The sequence below is a fragment of the Hydrogenophaga sp. genome (assembly GCF_041633695.1).
GTDB lineage: Bacteria > Pseudomonadota > Gammaproteobacteria > Burkholderiales > Burkholderiaceae_C > Hydrogenophaga.
Genome location: NZ_JBFJMY010000050.1, coordinates 1 through 16073, shown reverse-complemented (window position 1 = coordinate 16073; position 16073 = coordinate 1). Strand labels below are relative to the sequence as shown.

Here is a 16073-nt window from a genome sequence, read left to right as displayed (position 1 = left end):
TTCGATCTGGGCCTGGACCTGCTTCTTTTTCTCGATCGCGGCCAGCGCCTGGGCGAGCACGTCGGCGGGTGCCTTTTTGTAGCGGCCCTTGCCCGCGCGGCGGAAATAGTGCGGCGAGCCTTGCAGGCAGATCAGGGCCGCCACCTGTTCGGTGGTGCCCGCGCTGGCGCTGAAATATTCGTGCGCCAGGCCGGCGAAGCCGAACTCGTCCTCGGGGGCGAATTCGTAGGCCAGTTCCAGCTCCATGCTGTCGGCCAGTTGGGCGGCGTCGGCCATCAGCTGGGCCGGTGCGGGTTTCTCAAAGCGCAGCAAGGCGTTGCCGGCCTTGACCTTCACGCGTTTGCCGGAATCCAGCTCCACCTGGAGCGAACTTTCGGCCTCGGACAGGATGCGGCCGGTGACCAGTTTGCCAGCGTCGTCGAACAATAAGTGCATGGGCTGGATTGTCCCATGCGGACGCGCGGGGGGCGCCAGACCGGGTCCGGGCCGCGCGCGTCCGGCTGGGTCTGCTCAGCGCCGCAGGGCGAGGAAGTCCATGGCCGCGCCGATGTGCTGGTCAAAATCGCTGATGGCGTGGTCGCTGTCGGCAAGCAGGCGGATCTGCCCTCCGGCGCAAAACGCCTGCATTTCGCGCCAATCCAGCACCTCGTCGCCCTGGGCCACGATGGCGAACTGCCGCTCGGGCGTGGCCGGGTGCAGCGCCGCCAGGCGTTCGATATCGCCTTGCTGGGCTTGCAGTTCGTCCACAAAACCCGGTTCAAAGACCAGCGTTTGTGCGGGGTCGTGCCAGGCCGTCTGCTCGCCGACGTAGGGCAGCAGATCGCGCGCCGGAAACACCGCGGGGTTGAGCAGCAGCGCCGGGCAGCTGGTTTGCAAGGCCAGCCAGCGGGCGTAGAACCCACCCAGCGAAGAACCCGCCACGGCCATGGTTTCGCGCGGCCAGCCGGAAATGCCTTGCAGCACCTGTTCCATGGCCTGGTGCGGCGAAGGCGGCAGTTGCGGACACCACCAGACCACGTGCGGGTGCTGCTCGCGCACCCGGGCCGCCATTTTTTGCGCCTTTATCGATTGGGGTGACGATCGGAAGCCGTGCAGGTAGAGCAGGTGGGTGGTGGGTTCGCGGGCGTTCATGATCGACGGATAATAGAGCGCTCATGGCCGCCGTCTTCGACAAACCCACCCTGCTGCAACGCGTTCTCCCGATTTTTCAGGGTTTTGACGGCTTGCTCGCCTTTGGCGTGATCGTGATGGCCGGTATCGGCCTGATCACCATGTATTCGGTCGGTTTCGACAGTGGTACCCGTTTTGCCAGCCACGGCCGCAACATGCTGATCGCCGCCGGGGTGTTGTTCGTGGTGGCTCAAATTCCGCCGCAACGGCTGATGTCGCTGGCCGTGCCCATGTATGTGTGTGGCGTGGCGCTGCTGTTGGCGGTGTTCTTGTTCGGCATTGAAAAAAAGGGCTCGCAGCGCTGGCTCAACGTGGGCGTGGTGATCCAGCCCAGCGAGCTGATGAAGGTGGCCATGCCGCTGATGCTGGCCTGGTGGTTCCAGCGCCGCGAAGGCCAGCTCAAGCCACTGGACTTTGCGGTGGCCGGCATTTTGCTGGTGGTGCCGCTGGCGCTCATCATCAAACAGCCCGATCTGGGGACCTCGCTGCTGGTGCTGGCCTCCGGCGTGTTTGTGATCTTTTTTGCCGGCCTGAGCTGGCGGCTGATCCTGCCGCCGCTGGCCCTTGGTGCCATTGGGGTGGTGATCCTGATCCTGATGGAGGACAAGTGGTGCGCGCCCGATGTGGACTGGCACGTGCTGCGCGAATACCAGCGCCAGCGCGTGTGCACCCTGCTCGACCCGTCCAAAGACCCGCTGGGCAAGGGCTTTCACATCATCCAGGGCATGATCGCCATCGGCTCGGGCGGCATCTGGGGCAAGGGTTTCATGCAGGGCACGCAAACCCATCTGGAGTTCATTCCCGAGCGCACCACCGACTTCATCTACGCCGCTTTTTCCGAAGAATTCGGTCTCATGGGCACGCTGGGCTTGATGGTCGGTTTCATCTTCCTGGTGGTGCGCGGTCTCATCATCGCGCTGGAGGCACCGACCTTGTTCGCCCGCTTGTTGGCCGGCGCCATGACGCTCAATATTTTTGTCTATGCCTTCGTCAACATGGGCATGGTCAGCGGCATCTTGCCGGTGGTGGGGGTACCGCTGCCTTTCATCAGCTACGGTGGCACCGCCATGATCACCATGGGCGTGGGCCTGGGTGTGCTGATGTCCATCGCGAAATCCAAACGCCTGATGCAGTCATGAGCGAGGCCACGGTCTGCGATGTGGCGGTGGTGGGCGCCGGCAACATGGGCGGTGCCATGGTGGCGCGGCTGTGCGAGCGCGGTTGGTCGGTGGTGGTGTGCGACAGCGATCCGCTGCGGCGCGAGCAGGCACGGGCCGCGGGCGCGCGCATCGCCGCCACGCCGGCCCAGGCCGCTGCCGCTCTGGGGCCGCAAGCGGCGCTCATCGTGGCGGTGGTGGACGCGGCCCAGTGCACCGAGGTGCTGCTGGGCACCGACGGCGCGGCGCGGGCCATGAGCGCCGGGCAACTGGTGTTGCTGTGCCCGACCATCGCGCCGGACGATACGGAAGCTTTGGCCGCCGCGCTGGCAGAACTGGGCATTGGGGCCGTGGACGCGCCCATGTCGGGTGGTCCGGCGCGTGCGCGCGACGGCAGCATGAGCCTGATGGTGGCAGCGCCCGCACCTGTGGTGGCGCGCTGCGAAGCCTTGCTGCAAGCGCTCTCGTCCCAGATTTTCCGCATCAGCGAACGGGTGGGCGATGGCGCGCGAACCAAGCTGGTGAACAACTTGCTGGCCGGTATCAATCTGGTCGGCGCGGCCGAAGCCTTGGCCCTGGCCGAGCGCCTGGGTCTGGACCTGCAAACCACCCTGGGGGTGGTCGAAGCCTCCAGCGGCCAGAGCTGGATCGGTTCCGACCGCATGCGGCGCGCCATCCAGGGCGATTTTGAACCGCGTGCCCACGTCACGCTGCTGGAAAAAGACACCCGGTTGGCGGTGCAGGCGGGCCAGGCGGTGGGTTTTGCCGGGCCGCTGGGTGCGCGCGCCGCGCAAACCTTTGCCCAGGCCCACGCCGCTGGCCTGGCCGAACAGGACGACGCGGCCTTGTTCAGCCTGCTGCGCACGCAGGCCGTGGAGCCACCTGCTGCCTGAGCCGGCCGCCGCAAAACCCTGGTGCTGGCGGGTGGGGGCGCACCTTCTTACAATGGGTCCATGATTGCTCGTGAACCCACCATCGCCCGACTGGCCAGTGCCCAAAACCTGCTGCTCGATCCTTTTGGCTTGACGCCCGCCCATTTGCAGCGCGCACTGGGCGAGATCATGTCGCACGGGGTGGACGACGCCGACCTGTATTTCCAGTACACCCGCAGCGAAGGCTGGAGCCTGGAAGAGGGCATCGTCAAGACCGGCAGCTTCAGCATCGACCAGGGCGTGGGCGTGCGCGCCGTGAGTGGCGAGAAGACGGCCTTCGCCTATTCCGACGATTTGTCCTGGGCCTCGCTGATCGACGCGGCCCACACGGTGCGCACCATCTCCGCGCAGGGGCAAAGCCGCAAAGTGCGCACACCGGCCACCAAGATGGCGAAAACGCGTTCGCTGTATCCGGGCCTGGACCCGATCACCACGCTCGACAGTTCGGCCAAGGTGGCCCTGCTGGAGAAAGTGGAGCGCCTGGCCAAGGCCAAAGACCCGCGTGTGGTGCAAGTGATGGCTGGCATGGCCAGCGAATACGACGTGGTGCTGGTGGCACGTGCCGACGGCACGCTGGCGGCCGATGTGCGCCCACTGATCCGCTTGTCGGTGACGGTGATTGCCGAGCAAAAGGGCCGGCGCGAAGTCGGCTCGGCCGGTGGCGGCGGGCGGTACGGCCTGGCGTATTTTGACGAAGCCATGGTGCAGTCCTATGTGGACGAAGCGGTGGCGGCGGCCCTGACCAATCTGGATGCGCGCCCCGCGCCCGCCGGTGAAATGGTGGTGGTGCTGGGTTCGGGCTGGCCGGGCATTTTGCTGCACGAAGCGGTGGGTCACGGCCTGGAGGGCGACTTCAACCGCAAGGGCTCCAGTGCCTTTGCCGGGCGCATCGGCAAACGGGTGGCGGCCAAGGGTGTGACGGTGCTGGACGACGGCACGATCGCCGACCGTCGCGGCTCGCTCAACATGGACGACGAAGGCCACGCCACGCAAAAGAACGTGTTGATCGAAGACGGCATTCTGCGCGGCTATATCCAGGACTCGATGAACGCCCGCCTCATGGGTGTCAAACCCACCGGCAATGGCCGGCGCGAAAGCTACGCGCACGTGCCCATGCCCCGCATGACCAACACCTACATGCTGGGCGGCGACAAATCGCCGGACGAGATCGTGGCCAGCATCAAGAAGGGCTTGTACGCCACCAATTTCGGTGGCGGACAGGTCGACATCACCTCGGGCAAATTCGTGTTTTCGGCCAGCCAGGCCTATTGGGTGGAAAACGGCCAGATCCAGTACCCGGTCAAAGGCGCCACCCTGGTGGGCAACGGTCCCGATGCACTGACCCGCGTGTCCATGATCGGCAACGACATGCGCCTGGACAGTGGCGTGGGCACCTGTGGCAAAGAAGGCCAGAGCGTGCCGGTGGGTGTGGGCCAGCCCACTTTGCGCATCGACGGTCTGACCGTGGGCGGCACGGCGTAAGCCCGCTGCCAAGCACCTGTGCTACATTCCCTACCCATGTCGACCCGCTACGCCTTTTATTTTTGGTTCTCAGTCCCTGGCGGACGAGAGGCGGCGCTGTAAGCAAACGACCCCCCATCTCGATCAAACCGCCGGAGCCCCAAGCCCGGCGGTTTTTTTTGTCCTTTCCATTTCTGCCTTCAGCCATTTTTCCCAGAGGAGCCCTGTGATGACCGCCAAGAACCAGACCACCACCGCCAGCGCCGATGCCTGGCATTCGCGTCCCGCCGACAAAACCAGCCAGACCGACGACGAACGCATCAAGGACATCACCGTGCTCCCGCCCCCCGAACACCTGATCCGCTTTTTCCCCATTGGCGGCACCTCGGTGGAGACCCTGATCAGCCAGACGCGTGGCCACATCCACCGCATCCTGCACGGCAAGGACGACCGTCTGCTGGTCGTGATCGGCCCCTGTTCCATCCACGACCCCGTGGCGGCGGTGGACTATGCGCGCCGTCTGAAGCCTTTGCGCGACCGGTACGCCGATACGCTGGAAGTCGTGATGCGCGTGTACTTTGAAAAGCCGCGCACCACGGTGGGCTGGAAAGGGCTGATCAACGACCCCTACCTGGACGAGAGCTTCCGCATCGACGAAGGCTTGCGCATGGCGCGCCAGCTGCTGATCGAGATCAACCGCCTGGGCGTGCCCGCTGGCAGCGAGTTCCTGGACGTGATCTCGCCGCAGTACATCGGTGACCTGATCAGCTGGGGCGCCATCGGTGCCCGCACCACCGAAAGCCAGGTGCACCGCGAACTGGCCTCGGGCTTGTCGGCCCCCATTGGTTTCAAGAACGGTACCGACGGTAACATCAAGATCGCCACCGACGCGATCCAGGCCGCAGCCCGAGGCCACCACTTCCTGTCGGTGCACAAGAACGGGCAGGTCGCCATCGTGCAGACCAACGGCAACCCGGATTGCCACGTCATCCTGCGCGGTGGCAAAAAGCCCAACTACGACGCCGACAGCGTGGCCGCTGCGGTCGCGGATCTGGAGGCCGCAAAACTGCCCGCCCGGCTGATGGTGGATTGCAGCCACGCCAACAGCAGCAAGCAGCACGAAAAGCAGCTCGAGGTGGCGCGCGACATCGGTGCTCAGGTCGCAGGCGGCTCGCGCAGTGTGTTCGGTGTGATGATCGAAAGCCATATCGAGGCCGGGACGCAAAAATTCACACCGGGCAAGGACCGGGTCAACGAACTGGTCTATGGCAAGAGCATCACCGACGCCTGTCTGGGGTGGGACGACTCGCTGGCGGCACTGGAGGTGTTGTCGCAGTCGGTCCACGCCTCGCGCGCCCGGAAAAAATAGGCAATGCTGGTGTGGTGCACCGACCACCGATGTCGGTGATCGCTCCGGTTGGCGCCCCAGAACCGTATAGGTATTCAGTACTTGGTGCGACTTGCCGATAGACTCTGCAGATCGACTGTCGCGTTCTCCGTTGGAGCGGGAAGGCGCTCGGTCTCAACCTTTTGCAACAGGAGCAGGCACGTGGAGCAGCCGATATTGCGTTTGGGATTGTTGGGTTTCCCCGACTCGGTGAGCAGCAATTTGCAGATGTGGGCCGCACAGAACCAGCCGGGCTGGCCGCAATGGCGGGTGGGCGATCCGCATCAGGCGGACGCCTGGATGATTTCTGGCGCCTCGGTGGACGTGCAGGGGCGCGATGGCATCGTCGTCCAGCATCCGTATGGCGGCACCGAGCGCCTGACGCTCCACCGCAGCGAGGTGGACCGGCCGCTGGCGTTCGGTTACCCCTTGCCGGAAGGTTTTGTGTCGGCCGAGTATTTTGAGGCCGAGGACGAAAAAAGTGTGCGGCAGCGCCTGCAGCGCTTCGAAGCCTGGTTGCGCCCGCTGCGTTCGCAATTTACCTTGGGCGCATTGTTGGTCGATCGTTTGCAGGAATTCAAGAATGGCGTGGTCCATCTGGTGCTGGAAGGTCGGCTGCTGGCCGTGATCGACCTCACCAACTGGCGCGCGGGTTTGCACATTCCCGCCCGTCCGGTGGACTTGGAAATGGGCCAATGGATCAGCCCACCTGGCGTGGACAACGACATTCCGCCCTCGTTCATCAAACTTTCCCTGAACCGCCTGATGTGGATATACGCCGCGCGTACGCAGCGCGACGTCTTGCCGCCGCGCTACCGGGAGCAGACCATCTATTTGAGGCGGGTGCCGCGTTTGCCTGCCCGCTGGTTCGACGATATGCACATGCGCCTCATGCGCGAACTGGCTGTGAGGCCCGGACCCTGCACGGATCTGGTTTCGCGCATCGGCGGTGCAACCGCCGACATCGAGCACCATCTGGCCGCTTTGTATTACGTCGGTGGCCTGACCACCGACCCCGACACCGCACGCCGCGCCGAGCCTTCGACCCGCCGCGAGCTGGTGGCCTTGCAGTTCAACCCCGTCGGCGCGGTGCAAGAAGTCCCGCTGAGTTCCGAGTTCGGGGACTTGAATGCCCCCTCGACCGCGTTGCGTGAAATGCCGCACTCGCCATTGCGCGTGTTGCCCTCGACGCCGAAACCGGCTGCTTTCCAGTAGCCTGCGGCTTTGCGCGGGCGTGCAAGCGCTGCACAATGGGGCTGCTCTGCACCGATTGCCGCAGAACCGTCCGATAGGAGTCCGCCCTATGCGCAGCCAAGTCACCGTGACCTGGAGCGAACCCGCCAGCTACCGGTTCGATCTCGACGAGGTGCAGCCCATGCCCCATGAAACCGCCCGCAACTGGCTGGACGAACAATTCACGTTCTTCGATTGCGAGCCGGTGCGGGCCAGTGGCAAGGTGCTCATGGCCGACAAAATACTGGCCGTGGCGCAAGCCGCTGGCGAGACCCGCTTTCGCGACCCGGCACACCGGCCCTGGGCGCAGCTGTTTGCCAGGGCAGCAAGCGCGGCCTTGGCCAAACCGGTGGTGTTGATCGACGTACGGGGGCGCACGCTCGAGTATTGAATGCCCGGCCAAGCCGGAGAAGGCGACGGTGCCCGGCCAAGCCAGGCCGGGCCGGGCGCTATCGGGTGTGGCTGCTGTCCGCTGCTTTGCGCTGCAGCGCTTCCAGCAAGCGCGTGTGCACACCGCCAAAACCGCCATTGCTCATGCACACGATGTGATCGCCGCCGCGGGCCGCTGCGCACACCTGGGCCACCAGCTGGTCCAGGTTCGCGGCCACCAGCGCCCGTTCACCCATGGGCTGCAAGGCTTGGGCGGCGTCCCAGTCCAGGCCGCCGGTGTGGCAGAACGCCAGGTCGGCGGCTTCCAGGCTCCAGGGCAACTGGGCTTTCATGGTGCCCAGCTTCATGGTGTTGCTGCGCGGTTCGAACACCGCCAGAATGCGCCCGCGCTGGGCGGCATCGGGGCCGAGCCGCCGCGCCAGGCCATCCAGCGTGGTGCGGATGGCGGTGGGGTGGTGGGCAAAATCGTCGTACACCGCGACCGGTTGACCATCCAGCAGCACCGTGCCCCGCATTTCCATGCGCCGCCGCACGTTTTCAAATTGACCCAGCGCCGCAGCTGCCACGGCCGGGCTCACGCCCACATGATCGGCCGCAGCGATGGCGGCCAGGGCGTTGAGCTGGTTGTGCACGCCGCTGAGCGCCCATTCCACACGCGCCACGGGCTGGCCGTTGTGGATCACGTCGAAGGCATGGGGCTCGCCCACGGCGCTGAAATCGCTCACCGCCGCGCCAAAGGTGCGCACGTCGCTCCACAGGCCCTGGTGCAGCACGCGCTCCAGGCTCTCTTCCAGCCCATTGCTCACGACCCGGCCCGAAGGTGGCACCGTGCGCAGCAGGTGGTTGAACTGGCGCTCAATGGCGGCCAGGTCGTCGAAGATGTCGGCGTGGTCGAATTCCAGGTTGTTCAGAACCGCCGTGCGCGGGCGGTAGTGCACAAACTTGCTGCGTTTGTCGAAGAACGCCGTGTCGTATTCATCGGCTTCGATGACGAAGACAGGCGCCGTCGCCCGTTCCGCCGCGCAGGCTCCCAGTCTTGCCGATACCCCAAAGTTCATCGGCACCCCACCGATCAGAAAGCCCGGATTCAGACCCGCCGATTCCAGTATCCAGGCCAGCATGGCGGTGGTCGTGGTTTTGCCATGGGTGCCGGCCACCGCCAGCACATGGCGGCCTTGCAGCACGTGTTCGGCCAGCCACTGGGGTCCGCTGGTGTAGCGGGCGCCGCTGTCCAGAATGGCTTCCATCAGTGGGAACTTGGGGCTGCCATCGGCCAGGCGTGCGCGGCTCACCACGTTGCCCACCACGTACACATCGGGGTTCAAGGCCATTTGATCGGCGCCAAAGCCTTCGATCAAATCGATGCCGAGCGCGCGCAACTGGTCGCTCATGGGGGGGTATACCCCCGCATCGCACCCGGTTACGCGGTGCCCGGCCTCGCGGGCCAGCGCGGCGAGGCCCCCCATGAAGGTGCCGCAAATGCCGAGTATGTGTATGTGCATACGGCGATTTTAGGCGCCGCCCAGCCGCACCCGATCGCAGGGCCTTGGCCTGGCAGGAGCCATGGATTCGGCACGCGGTGCACAATCCCGGTATGGATGCCTGCCGTGCCGACACCTCCGCTGAAATCGCCGCTGTGGCCGCCAGAATGGTGGTCGAAGAGGGCATGGAGTACGCCGCTGCGAAGCGCCGCGCAGGCAAAGAACTGGGGTTGTCCGCACGGGCACCTTGGCCCGACAACGCCGCCATGGATGCGGCGGTGCGCGAATACATCGCCATCTTTTGCCCGCAGGAACAGGCGGCGGAATTGCAGGCCTTGCGCGAAGTGGCCCTGGTCTGGATGGCGCGCCTGAGCGAGTTTCGCCCCCATGTGGCGGGGGCGGTCTGGCAAGGCACGGCCACCCGACACAACGACATCTTTCTCCACCTGTATTGCGACGATCCCAAGTCCACCGAATGGGCCTTGCTCGACCACAAGGTGGACTACCAGACCGGCTCGGTGACCGGCTGGCGCGGTGAGCCGGTGGAGACCTTGAGCGTGCGGGCGCGCTGCGACAGCCTGGGGCAGTGGGTGCTGGTGCACCTGATGCTGCACGACAAGGACGACCAGCGAGGCGCGCTCCAACCCGATGCCCAAGGGCGCAAGCCCAGGGGCGATTTGCGTGCCTTGCGCGCTTTGATGGACAACGAGGACCCACACCCAAAATGAAGAGACGCTCGGTATGGATGGCCGGTCTGGCCGCTGCAGCAGGTGCAGCAGGCGTCGGCGCGGCGCTGTGGCGCCAGCAGGCGCAGAGCGAAATGCCGTCCACGGCCACGGCTTTCTGGCGCCGTGGCTTCGACGGACCGCACAACGAGCGCATCGAGCTGGCGGATTTCAGAGGACGCCCTTTGCTGGTGAATTTCTGGGCCACCTGGTGCCCGCCCTGCGTGGAGGAGCTGCCTTTGCTGAACGCGTTCTACCAGGCGCATGCGGCCCAAGGCTGGCAGGTGGTGGGCCTGGCGGTTGACCAGGTGGAGGCTGTGCGCGGCTTCATGGGTAAACTGCCGCTGGCGTTCCCGGTGGGCATGGCCGGCTTTGCCGGCATCGAGCTGTCCCGTGAGCTGGGCAATCCCAATGGGGGTTTGCCTTTCACGGTGGTGTTTGGCTCGGACGGTGCGGTCCAGCACCGAAGGGTGGGCCCGGTGACCGCCGATGACCTGGCGCTTTGGGTCCAGGGCGCCTAAGCGCCCGTGGTCTGGCGAGCTTCTTCGAGATAAAACCGGGTAAAGTCGGCCAAGTGTCTTGAAAATTGCCGAATTCCATGTGGCCTTCGGTGTTGTGCTGCTGGTGTTGGCGAAAGTTGGCCTTCTTTCATCGTGTACACTGCGGCAGCTTTAGCGGGTTGAAGAATAAAAATCTTTTAAAGATGAATGCATTTGGCGCAAATTGACCGCTTTTCGTTGGAGAAAACATGGATTTAAGAAAACTTAAGACGCTGATCGACTTGGTGTCCGAGTCGAACGTCTCGGAGCTGGAGATCACCGAAGCCGAAGGCAAAGTGCGCATTGTCAAAAGCATGCCCGGTGGCCAAGCCGCCCCCGTGGCGTACAGCGTGCCGGCGCCAGCGGCGGTCGCACCGGTTGCGGCACCCACCCCCGAACAGAATGCGGCTGCCGTTGCCGCCGCAGCTGCTGCGAGCGAACCGGTTGGCCACGCCGTCAAATCGCCCATGGTGGGGACTTTTTACCGGGCGGCCAGTCCCGGCGCCAAGCCCTTCGTTGAAGTGGGCGACACGATCAAAGAAGGCGAAGCCATCTGCATCGTCGAGGCCATGAAAATTCTCAACGAGATCGAGGCCGACAAATCCGGCACCGTGACCCAGATTCTGGTGGAAAACGGCGAGGCGGTGGAATACGGGCAACCCCTCTTTGTGATCGAATAAGCGGCCCGAATACATGTTCAAGAAAATCCTGATCGCCAACCGTGGAGAGATTGCACTGAGGGTGCAGCGCGCCTGCCGCGAGTTGGGCATCAAGGCGGTGATGGTGTATTCCGAAGCCGACCGAGACGCCAAGTACGTGCGACTGGCCGACGAGGCGGTCTGCATCGGCCCCGCTTCCTCTGCGCTGAGTTATCTCAACATGCCAGCCATCATTTCGGCGGCCGAAGTGACCGACGCCGAGGCGATCCACCCGGGATACGGTTTCTTGTCGGAAAACGCCGATTTCGCCGAACGGGTGGAAAAAAGCGGTTTCAAATTCATTGGCCCCTCGCCCGAGTCGATCCGCTTGATGGGCGACAAGGTGTCGGCCAAACAGGCCATGATCCGGGCCGGCGTGCCTTGCGTGCCGGGGTCTGAGGGCGCCTTGCCCGACGACCCGGTGGTGATCAAGCGCACCGCCAAGGCGGTGGGCTACCCGGTCATCATCAAGGCCGCAGGTGGCGGTGGTGGACGCGGCATGCGCGTGGTGCACACCGAAGCCGCTTTGCTGCACGCGGTGCAGACCACCAAGGCCGAAGCCGGGGCCGCGTTTGGCAACCCCGAGGTTTACATGGAGAAATTTCTCCAGAACCCGCGCCACATCGAAATCCAGATCCTGGCCGACACCCACCGCAACGCGGTGTATCTGGGTGAGCGCGATTGCTCGATGCAGCGGCGCCACCAGAAGGTGATCGAGGAGGCGCCGGCACCGGGCATTCCGCGACGGTTGATCGAGAAGATTGGCGAGCGCTGTGCCACCGCCTGCAAGAAGATCGGTTACCGCGGCGCAGGTACTTTTGAATTTTTGTTCGAAAACGGCGAGTTCTATTTCATCGAAATGAACACCCGCGTTCAGGTCGAGCACCCGGTCACCGAATGGATCACCGGCGTGGACATCGTGCGCACCCAGATCTCGGTGGCGTATGGCGAAAAACTGCCGTTCACGCAGCGCCAGATCCAGCTGCGGGGCCATGCCATCGAGTGCCGGATCAACGCCGAAGACGCTTACAAGTTCACGCCCTCGCCCGGTCGCATCACGACCTGGCACGCGCCGGGTGGCCCAGGTGTGCGGGTGGACTCGCACGCCTACACCAATTATTTTGTGCCGCCCAACTACGACTCGATGATCGGCAAGATCATTGTGCACGGTGATACGCGCGAACAGGCACTGGCGCGCATGCGCACGGCGCTGGCCGAAACCGTGATCGAAGGCATCAAGACCAATATCCCGCTGCACCGCGAACTGATGGTGGACGCGAGTTTTGTCGCCGGTGGCACCAACATCCACTACCTGGAAGAGTGGTTGTCGCAGCGTGATCGCTGACACCGCTGGGCATCCACCGGTCTGGAGCGCCCATGTTTGAGCTGGTCTTGCTGGTGCCGGAATCCCAGGTCGAGCCGGTGAGCGAGGCGCTGGATGCGCTGGATGCGTTGAGTGTGTCGGTGGAAGACGCCGACGCCTTGACGCCGGCCGAATCGGCCTTGTTTGGCGAACCGGGCATGCCGCCGCCCAAAGACGGTTGGCAGCGCTCGCGCATGGTGGCGCTGTTTTCGACCGAAGAAGCGGCGCGCGGTGCGGCAGCCTTGCTGGTGGTGCAGGATTTCTTTGCCGCTTGCCAGGTGCAGGGCGTGCAACTGGTTCCCGACCAAGACTGGGTGCGGCTGACCCAATCGCAGTTTGCGCCGGTCAAGATCACCCCCACATTCTGGATTGTGCCGAGCTGGCACGAACCCCCCGCTGCGGCCCAACAGGTGATTCGCCTGGACCCGGGCCTGGCCTTTGGTACCGGCACGCACCCCACCACCCGCATGTGTTTGCGCTGGCTGGCCCGGCGCCAACTGGCCGGTCAGCGGGTGCTGGACTATGGCTGCGGTTCGGGCATTCTGGCCATAGGCGCGGCCAAGTTTGGTGCCACCGACATCGTCGCGGTCGATATCGATCCGGCGGCGGTGGAGTCCACCGGCTTGAATGCCAGCGCCAACCACGTCGAGCTGCTGGCCGGGTTGCCGGACCGCGCCGATGGTGTGTTCGATCTGGTGCTGGCCAACATACTGGCCACGCCGCTCAAGGTGCTGGCGCCGCTGTTGTGCCAACACGTACAGCCGGGCGGCCATCTCGTGCTGGCCGGTATCCTGGCCCGGCAGGCCGACGAATTGCGCGAGGCCTATGCGCCCTGGGTGGCATTGACCGTCAGCGACGAGTCGGAAGGCTGGATCTTGATGACCGCCACCAAGCCCTGAAGGGTGGGCTATGGGACGTTGGCGGCCCGGGTGGTGGTGTGTGGGTGGCTTGGCTCGTTCAAGCCCCGATGGGGTCCTGACGCACGGGCGCTGCCTGCAATAATCTGCGCATGAACCTCACCACCCGATGTCCCGCTTGCGCCACGACTTTCAAAGTCGTGCCGGACCAGCTCAAGATATCCGAAGGCTGGGTGCGCTGCGGTCATTGCGCGGATGTGTTCGACGCCACGCTGTATCTGGAAACCTGGACCGCGCCGGTGCAGGCAGAACCAGAGCCTGAGCCGGTTGTCGACGCTTTGTCTGAGCCGGACGTATCCGATGGATCAGGACCCGATCCGGCCGGAGCCGAGCCTCAGGCTGCAAGCTTCACCAGCGACCACATCGACGAGGACATGCTTCTGGACACGACCCCGTCCACGCAGGTCGAAGCGCTGAGCCACGATGATGAAGGTGAATGGCTGTCGGGCCCTGTGCCACTGGACGTGGTGGCGGATGCGGGAGAGCTGTCCGGTGTCGATTTGGGTCCCTTCGACGAGTGGCTCTCATCCGAGGATGGGAACACCTCTGCGCCCCCCAGTGGCGGCTTGCCGAGCGCGCCGCTTGCTCCTGAAAAGCCGTCGCCCGTACAAGCGGCTGCGCGACCCTTGCCCGCACCGGTCGACGACAGCGGCGACCCGTCGGACTTCCATGCCGAACTGAAGAATTTTGCTGCCGGGCTGGGCAAAAGCGCTGCCGTGCACGACGCACCAAGCACAGACCCGGTGCAGGCAGCATCCAAGGCCGTGGCGGCTGTACCGGGTGCGGCGCCCCAAGAAGTGCCCAGCCAGTGGTCCGATATCGCTGTGCCCGAAGGCGAAACTGCTTTGCAAGCGGCCGAGCCGGGCTTTGTGCGCCAGGCGCGCCGGCGCGCTTTTTGGCAGTCGGCTGGCATGCGCAGCGTGCTGGCGCTTTTGGCCCTGGTGCTGGCCGTCTTGTTGGCGGGTCAATGGACCTTGCACGAACGCGACCGCCTGGCCGCCTGGCAACCCGGTTGGGCGCCTGTGCTGGAACGCTTGTGCGAGCCGCTGGGCTGCAAGCTCGCACCGGTCCGCCGCATCGACGCTGTGGTGATCGACAGCTCGGCGCTGGTGCGCCGTCTTGGCAACTTCTATTCTTTTGATCTGGTGCTCAAGAACACCGCCGACATCACCTTGGCCGTGCCTGCACTGGAGCTCACCCTGACCGACACGCGCGACGAAGTGATCGCGCGGCGCATCTTCACCCCCGAGCAGTTCCCGGGAACGCCTGTCTCGTTGGCGGCGCGCAGTTCTTTGTCGGTCAATCTGCGCCTCTCCATCGTGCTGGCCGACGCCTCGCCCATGGCAGGCTACCGCGCCCTGATTTTTTATCCCTGACCTCTGGACCTTACATGCCTATTCTTGTTTGCGGCTCTCTGGCTTTCGACACCATCATGACGTTTGAAGGCCGGTTTTCCGAGCAGATACTGCCCAGCCAGCTGCACATTCTGAATGTCTCGTTTCTGGTGCCCAGTTTGCGTCGGGAATACGGCGGTTGTGCCGGCAACATCGCCTATGGACTGCGCCAGCTGGGTGCCGACGTGATCCCCTTGGCCTGTCTGGGCAGCGATGGTGCCGACTACCTGGAGCGCCTCAAAGCCATGGGGGTGGATGTCCAGCACATCAGCACGTCGGGTGACGACTACACCGCGCAAGCGATGATCATGACCGATCAGGACAACAACCAGATCACGGCTTTTCACCCCGGGGCCATGATGCAGGCCCACCACAATCCGGTGCCAACGCGCGAGGACATTCCGCTGGCGATCGTTTCGCCCGACGGGCGCGACGCGATGCTGCAACACGCACAACAACTGCATGCCGCCGGCGTGCCCTTTGTCTTCGATCCGGGCCAGGGCCTGCCCATGTTCAATGGCGAGGAGTTGCAGGGCTTCGTGAGCCTGGCGAGTTGGGTGGCCGTCAACGACTACGAAGCGCGAATGTTGTCGGATCGCACGGGGCTCTCGCTGGAGGCCATTGCTGCGCAGCTGCGCGGCTTGGTGGTGACGCTGGGCGAACAAGGCTGCGAAGTCTGGGAGAACGGCGCCAAGACGGTGGTGGCTGGGGTGGCTGCTGCTTCGGTGCTGGACCCTACGGGCTGCGGCGATGCGTTTCGCGCGGCGTTGCTGTACGGGTTGGAGCAGGGTTGGACATTGCAGCGCTGTGCCGAACTGGGCAACCGCATGGGTGCGGCCAAAATCGCGTCCAGAGGCGGACAAAACTACCAGCTCAACGAACCGGTCTGAGCAAGAAGACCATCTCTGCCTGCTTCTCGCTTGAGAAGCAGGCATGAAAAAGCCCGGCGCTTGCGCGCCGGGCTGTGGGTGCATCTCAAGGACGACTTCAGGGCTTGCTGGACGTAGGAAACGGCCAGGCAGCCTGAGGGTTGAGCTTGGTTTGCGCCGCAGGTGCCGCAGGGGCTGCCGGCTTTTTAGCCGGCGGTGCTTTTTTTGCGGTGGGGGCCTTCTTAGCCGCAGCGGCTTTCTTGGCTGGTGCAGCCTTCTTGGCCGGAGCGGCTTTCTTGGCTGGTGCAGCCTTCTTAGCCGGAGCGGCTTTCTTCGCTGGTGCAGCCTTCTTGGCCG

Annotated in this window: 15 protein-coding genes and 2 pseudogenes; 13 read left to right on the top strand and 4 right to left on the bottom strand. The window is 64.5% G+C overall.

Going from position 1 to position 16073, the window contains the following annotated elements; all coding sequences use genetic code 11:
- Positions 1-435: pseudogene (locus ABYB95_RS05090) on the bottom strand (RNB domain-containing ribonuclease); the annotation flags it as partial.
- 75 nt (positions 436-510) lie between these two features.
- The gene (locus ABYB95_RS05085) at positions 511-1131 is read right to left on the bottom strand and encodes a YqiA/YcfP family alpha/beta fold hydrolase (protein ID WP_372657369.1); all 621 of its coding nucleotides are present in this window, start codon (positions 1129-1131) and stop codon (positions 511-513) included.
- Between the two features lie 23 nt (positions 1132-1154).
- Between ABYB95_RS05085 and rodA the strand changes: the two genes are divergently transcribed.
- The 6 genes from rodA to ABYB95_RS05055 all read left to right on the top strand — a co-directional run bounded on the left by rodA (position 1155) and on the right by ABYB95_RS05055 (position 7731).
- The gene (gene rodA / locus ABYB95_RS05080; RefSeq protein WP_372657368.1) at positions 1155-2309 is read left to right on the top strand and encodes a rod shape-determining protein RodA; all 1155 of its coding nucleotides are present in this window, start codon (positions 1155-1157) and stop codon (positions 2307-2309) included.
- Positions 2306-3220 (top strand): NAD(P)-dependent oxidoreductase, encoded by a 915-nt coding sequence (locus ABYB95_RS05075; RefSeq protein WP_372657367.1) that lies wholly within the window; start codon positions 2306-2308, stop codon positions 3218-3220. The genes rodA and ABYB95_RS05075 overlap by 4 nt, the downstream gene beginning before the upstream one ends.
- A 60-nt stretch (positions 3221-3280) precedes the next feature.
- A complete protein-coding gene (tldD, locus tag ABYB95_RS05070) occupies positions 3281-4741 on the top strand; it encodes a metalloprotease TldD (RefSeq protein ID WP_372657366.1) in 1461 nt (486 codons plus the stop codon).
- A 208-nt stretch (positions 4742-4949) separates the two neighbouring features.
- Entirely contained in the window at positions 4950-6089 is a 1140-nt protein-coding gene (locus tag ABYB95_RS05065; protein ID WP_372657365.1) for a 3-deoxy-7-phosphoheptulonate synthase, read from the top strand.
- A 180-nt stretch (positions 6090-6269) separates the two neighbouring features.
- A complete protein-coding gene (locus ABYB95_RS05060) occupies positions 6270-7322 on the top strand; it encodes a hypothetical protein (protein WP_372657364.1) in 1053 nt (350 codons plus the stop codon).
- 88 nt (positions 7323-7410) lie between these two features.
- Positions 7411-7731 (top strand): hypothetical protein, encoded by a 321-nt coding sequence (locus ABYB95_RS05055; protein WP_372657363.1) that lies wholly within the window; start codon positions 7411-7413, stop codon positions 7729-7731.
- Positions 7732-7789: 58 nt separating this feature from the next.
- On the opposite strand, the gene mpl is transcribed toward ABYB95_RS05055, so the two are convergent.
- Positions 7790-9232, bottom strand: coding sequence for a UDP-N-acetylmuramate:L-alanyl-gamma-D-glutamyl-meso-diaminopimelate ligase (gene mpl / locus ABYB95_RS05050; RefSeq protein ID WP_372657362.1), 1443 nt, complete (start codon positions 9230-9232; stop codon positions 7790-7792).
- A 92-nt stretch (positions 9233-9324) separates the two neighbouring features.
- On the opposite strand from mpl, the gene ABYB95_RS05045 reads away from it, so the two are divergent.
- The 7 genes from ABYB95_RS05045 to ABYB95_RS05015 all read left to right on the top strand — a co-directional run bounded on the left by ABYB95_RS05045 (position 9325) and on the right by ABYB95_RS05015 (position 15737).
- Positions 9325-9939 (top strand): hypothetical protein, encoded by a 615-nt coding sequence (locus ABYB95_RS05045; RefSeq protein ID WP_372657361.1) that lies wholly within the window; start codon positions 9325-9327, stop codon positions 9937-9939.
- Positions 9936-10457 carry a TlpA family protein disulfide reductase gene (locus ABYB95_RS05040; RefSeq protein ID WP_372657360.1) on the top strand — a complete coding sequence of 174 codons (522 nt, stop codon included), beginning with the start codon at positions 9936-9938 and terminating at the stop codon, positions 10455-10457. Before ABYB95_RS05045 ends, ABYB95_RS05040 begins: the two co-directional genes overlap by 4 nt.
- A gap of 227 nt (positions 10458-10684) precedes the next feature.
- Positions 10685-11155, top strand: coding sequence for an acetyl-CoA carboxylase biotin carboxyl carrier protein (gene accB / locus ABYB95_RS05035; protein ID WP_372657359.1), 471 nt, complete (start codon positions 10685-10687; stop codon positions 11153-11155).
- A 13-nt stretch (positions 11156-11168) separates the two neighbouring features.
- Positions 11169-12518 carry an acetyl-CoA carboxylase biotin carboxylase subunit gene (gene accC, locus ABYB95_RS05030; RefSeq protein ID WP_372657358.1) on the top strand — a complete coding sequence of 450 codons (1350 nt, stop codon included), beginning with the start codon at positions 11169-11171 and terminating at the stop codon, positions 12516-12518.
- Positions 12519-12550: 32 nt separating this feature from the next.
- The gene (gene prmA / locus ABYB95_RS05025; protein WP_372657357.1) at positions 12551-13435 is read left to right on the top strand and encodes a 50S ribosomal protein L11 methyltransferase; all 885 of its coding nucleotides are present in this window, start codon (positions 12551-12553) and stop codon (positions 13433-13435) included.
- Positions 13436-13545: 110 nt separating this feature from the next.
- Entirely contained in the window at positions 13546-14829 is a 1284-nt protein-coding gene (locus ABYB95_RS05020) for a DUF3426 domain-containing protein (protein WP_372657356.1), read from the top strand.
- A 14-nt stretch (positions 14830-14843) separates the two neighbouring features.
- On the top strand, positions 14844-15737 hold the full coding sequence (locus ABYB95_RS05015; protein WP_372657354.1) for a carbohydrate kinase family protein: 894 nt from the start codon (positions 14844-14846) through the stop codon (positions 15735-15737).
- A 97-nt stretch (positions 15738-15834) separates the two neighbouring features.
- Here the strand turns inward: ABYB95_RS05015 and ABYB95_RS05010 are convergent.
- Positions 15835-16073: pseudogene (locus ABYB95_RS05010) on the bottom strand (histone); the annotation flags it as partial.

Coding starts and splice junctions, on each gene's coding strand:
- ABYB95_RS05040 (WP_372657360.1), top strand. CDS start 9,936: ATGAAGAGACGCTCGGTATGGATGGCCGGTCTGGCCGCTGCAGCAGGT.
- ABYB95_RS05075 (WP_372657367.1), top strand. CDS start 2,306: ATGAGCGAGGCCACGGTCTGCGATGTGGCGGTGGTGGGCGCCGGCAAC.
- rodA (WP_372657368.1), top strand. CDS start 1,155: ATGGCCGCCGTCTTCGACAAACCCACCCTGCTGCAACGCGTTCTCCCG.
- ABYB95_RS05020 (WP_372657356.1), top strand. CDS start 13,546: ATGAACCTCACCACCCGATGTCCCGCTTGCGCCACGACTTTCAAAGTC.
- mpl (WP_372657362.1), bottom strand. CDS start 9,232: ATGCACATACACATACTCGGCATTTGCGGCACCTTCATGGGGGGCCTC.
- prmA (WP_372657357.1), top strand. CDS start 12,551: ATGTTTGAGCTGGTCTTGCTGGTGCCGGAATCCCAGGTCGAGCCGGTG.
- ABYB95_RS05045 (WP_372657361.1), top strand. CDS start 9,325: ATGGATGCCTGCCGTGCCGACACCTCCGCTGAAATCGCCGCTGTGGCC.
- ABYB95_RS05055 (WP_372657363.1), top strand. CDS start 7,411: ATGCGCAGCCAAGTCACCGTGACCTGGAGCGAACCCGCCAGCTACCGG.
- ABYB95_RS05015 (WP_372657354.1), top strand. CDS start 14,844: ATGCCTATTCTTGTTTGCGGCTCTCTGGCTTTCGACACCATCATGACG.
- accC (WP_372657358.1), top strand. CDS start 11,169: ATGTTCAAGAAAATCCTGATCGCCAACCGTGGAGAGATTGCACTGAGG.
- tldD (WP_372657366.1), top strand. CDS start 3,281: ATGATTGCTCGTGAACCCACCATCGCCCGACTGGCCAGTGCCCAAAAC.
- accB (WP_372657359.1), top strand. CDS start 10,685: ATGGATTTAAGAAAACTTAAGACGCTGATCGACTTGGTGTCCGAGTCG.
- ABYB95_RS05065 (WP_372657365.1), top strand. CDS start 4,950: ATGACCGCCAAGAACCAGACCACCACCGCCAGCGCCGATGCCTGGCAT.
- ABYB95_RS05085 (WP_372657369.1), bottom strand. CDS start 1,131: ATGAACGCCCGCGAACCCACCACCCACCTGCTCTACCTGCACGGCTTC.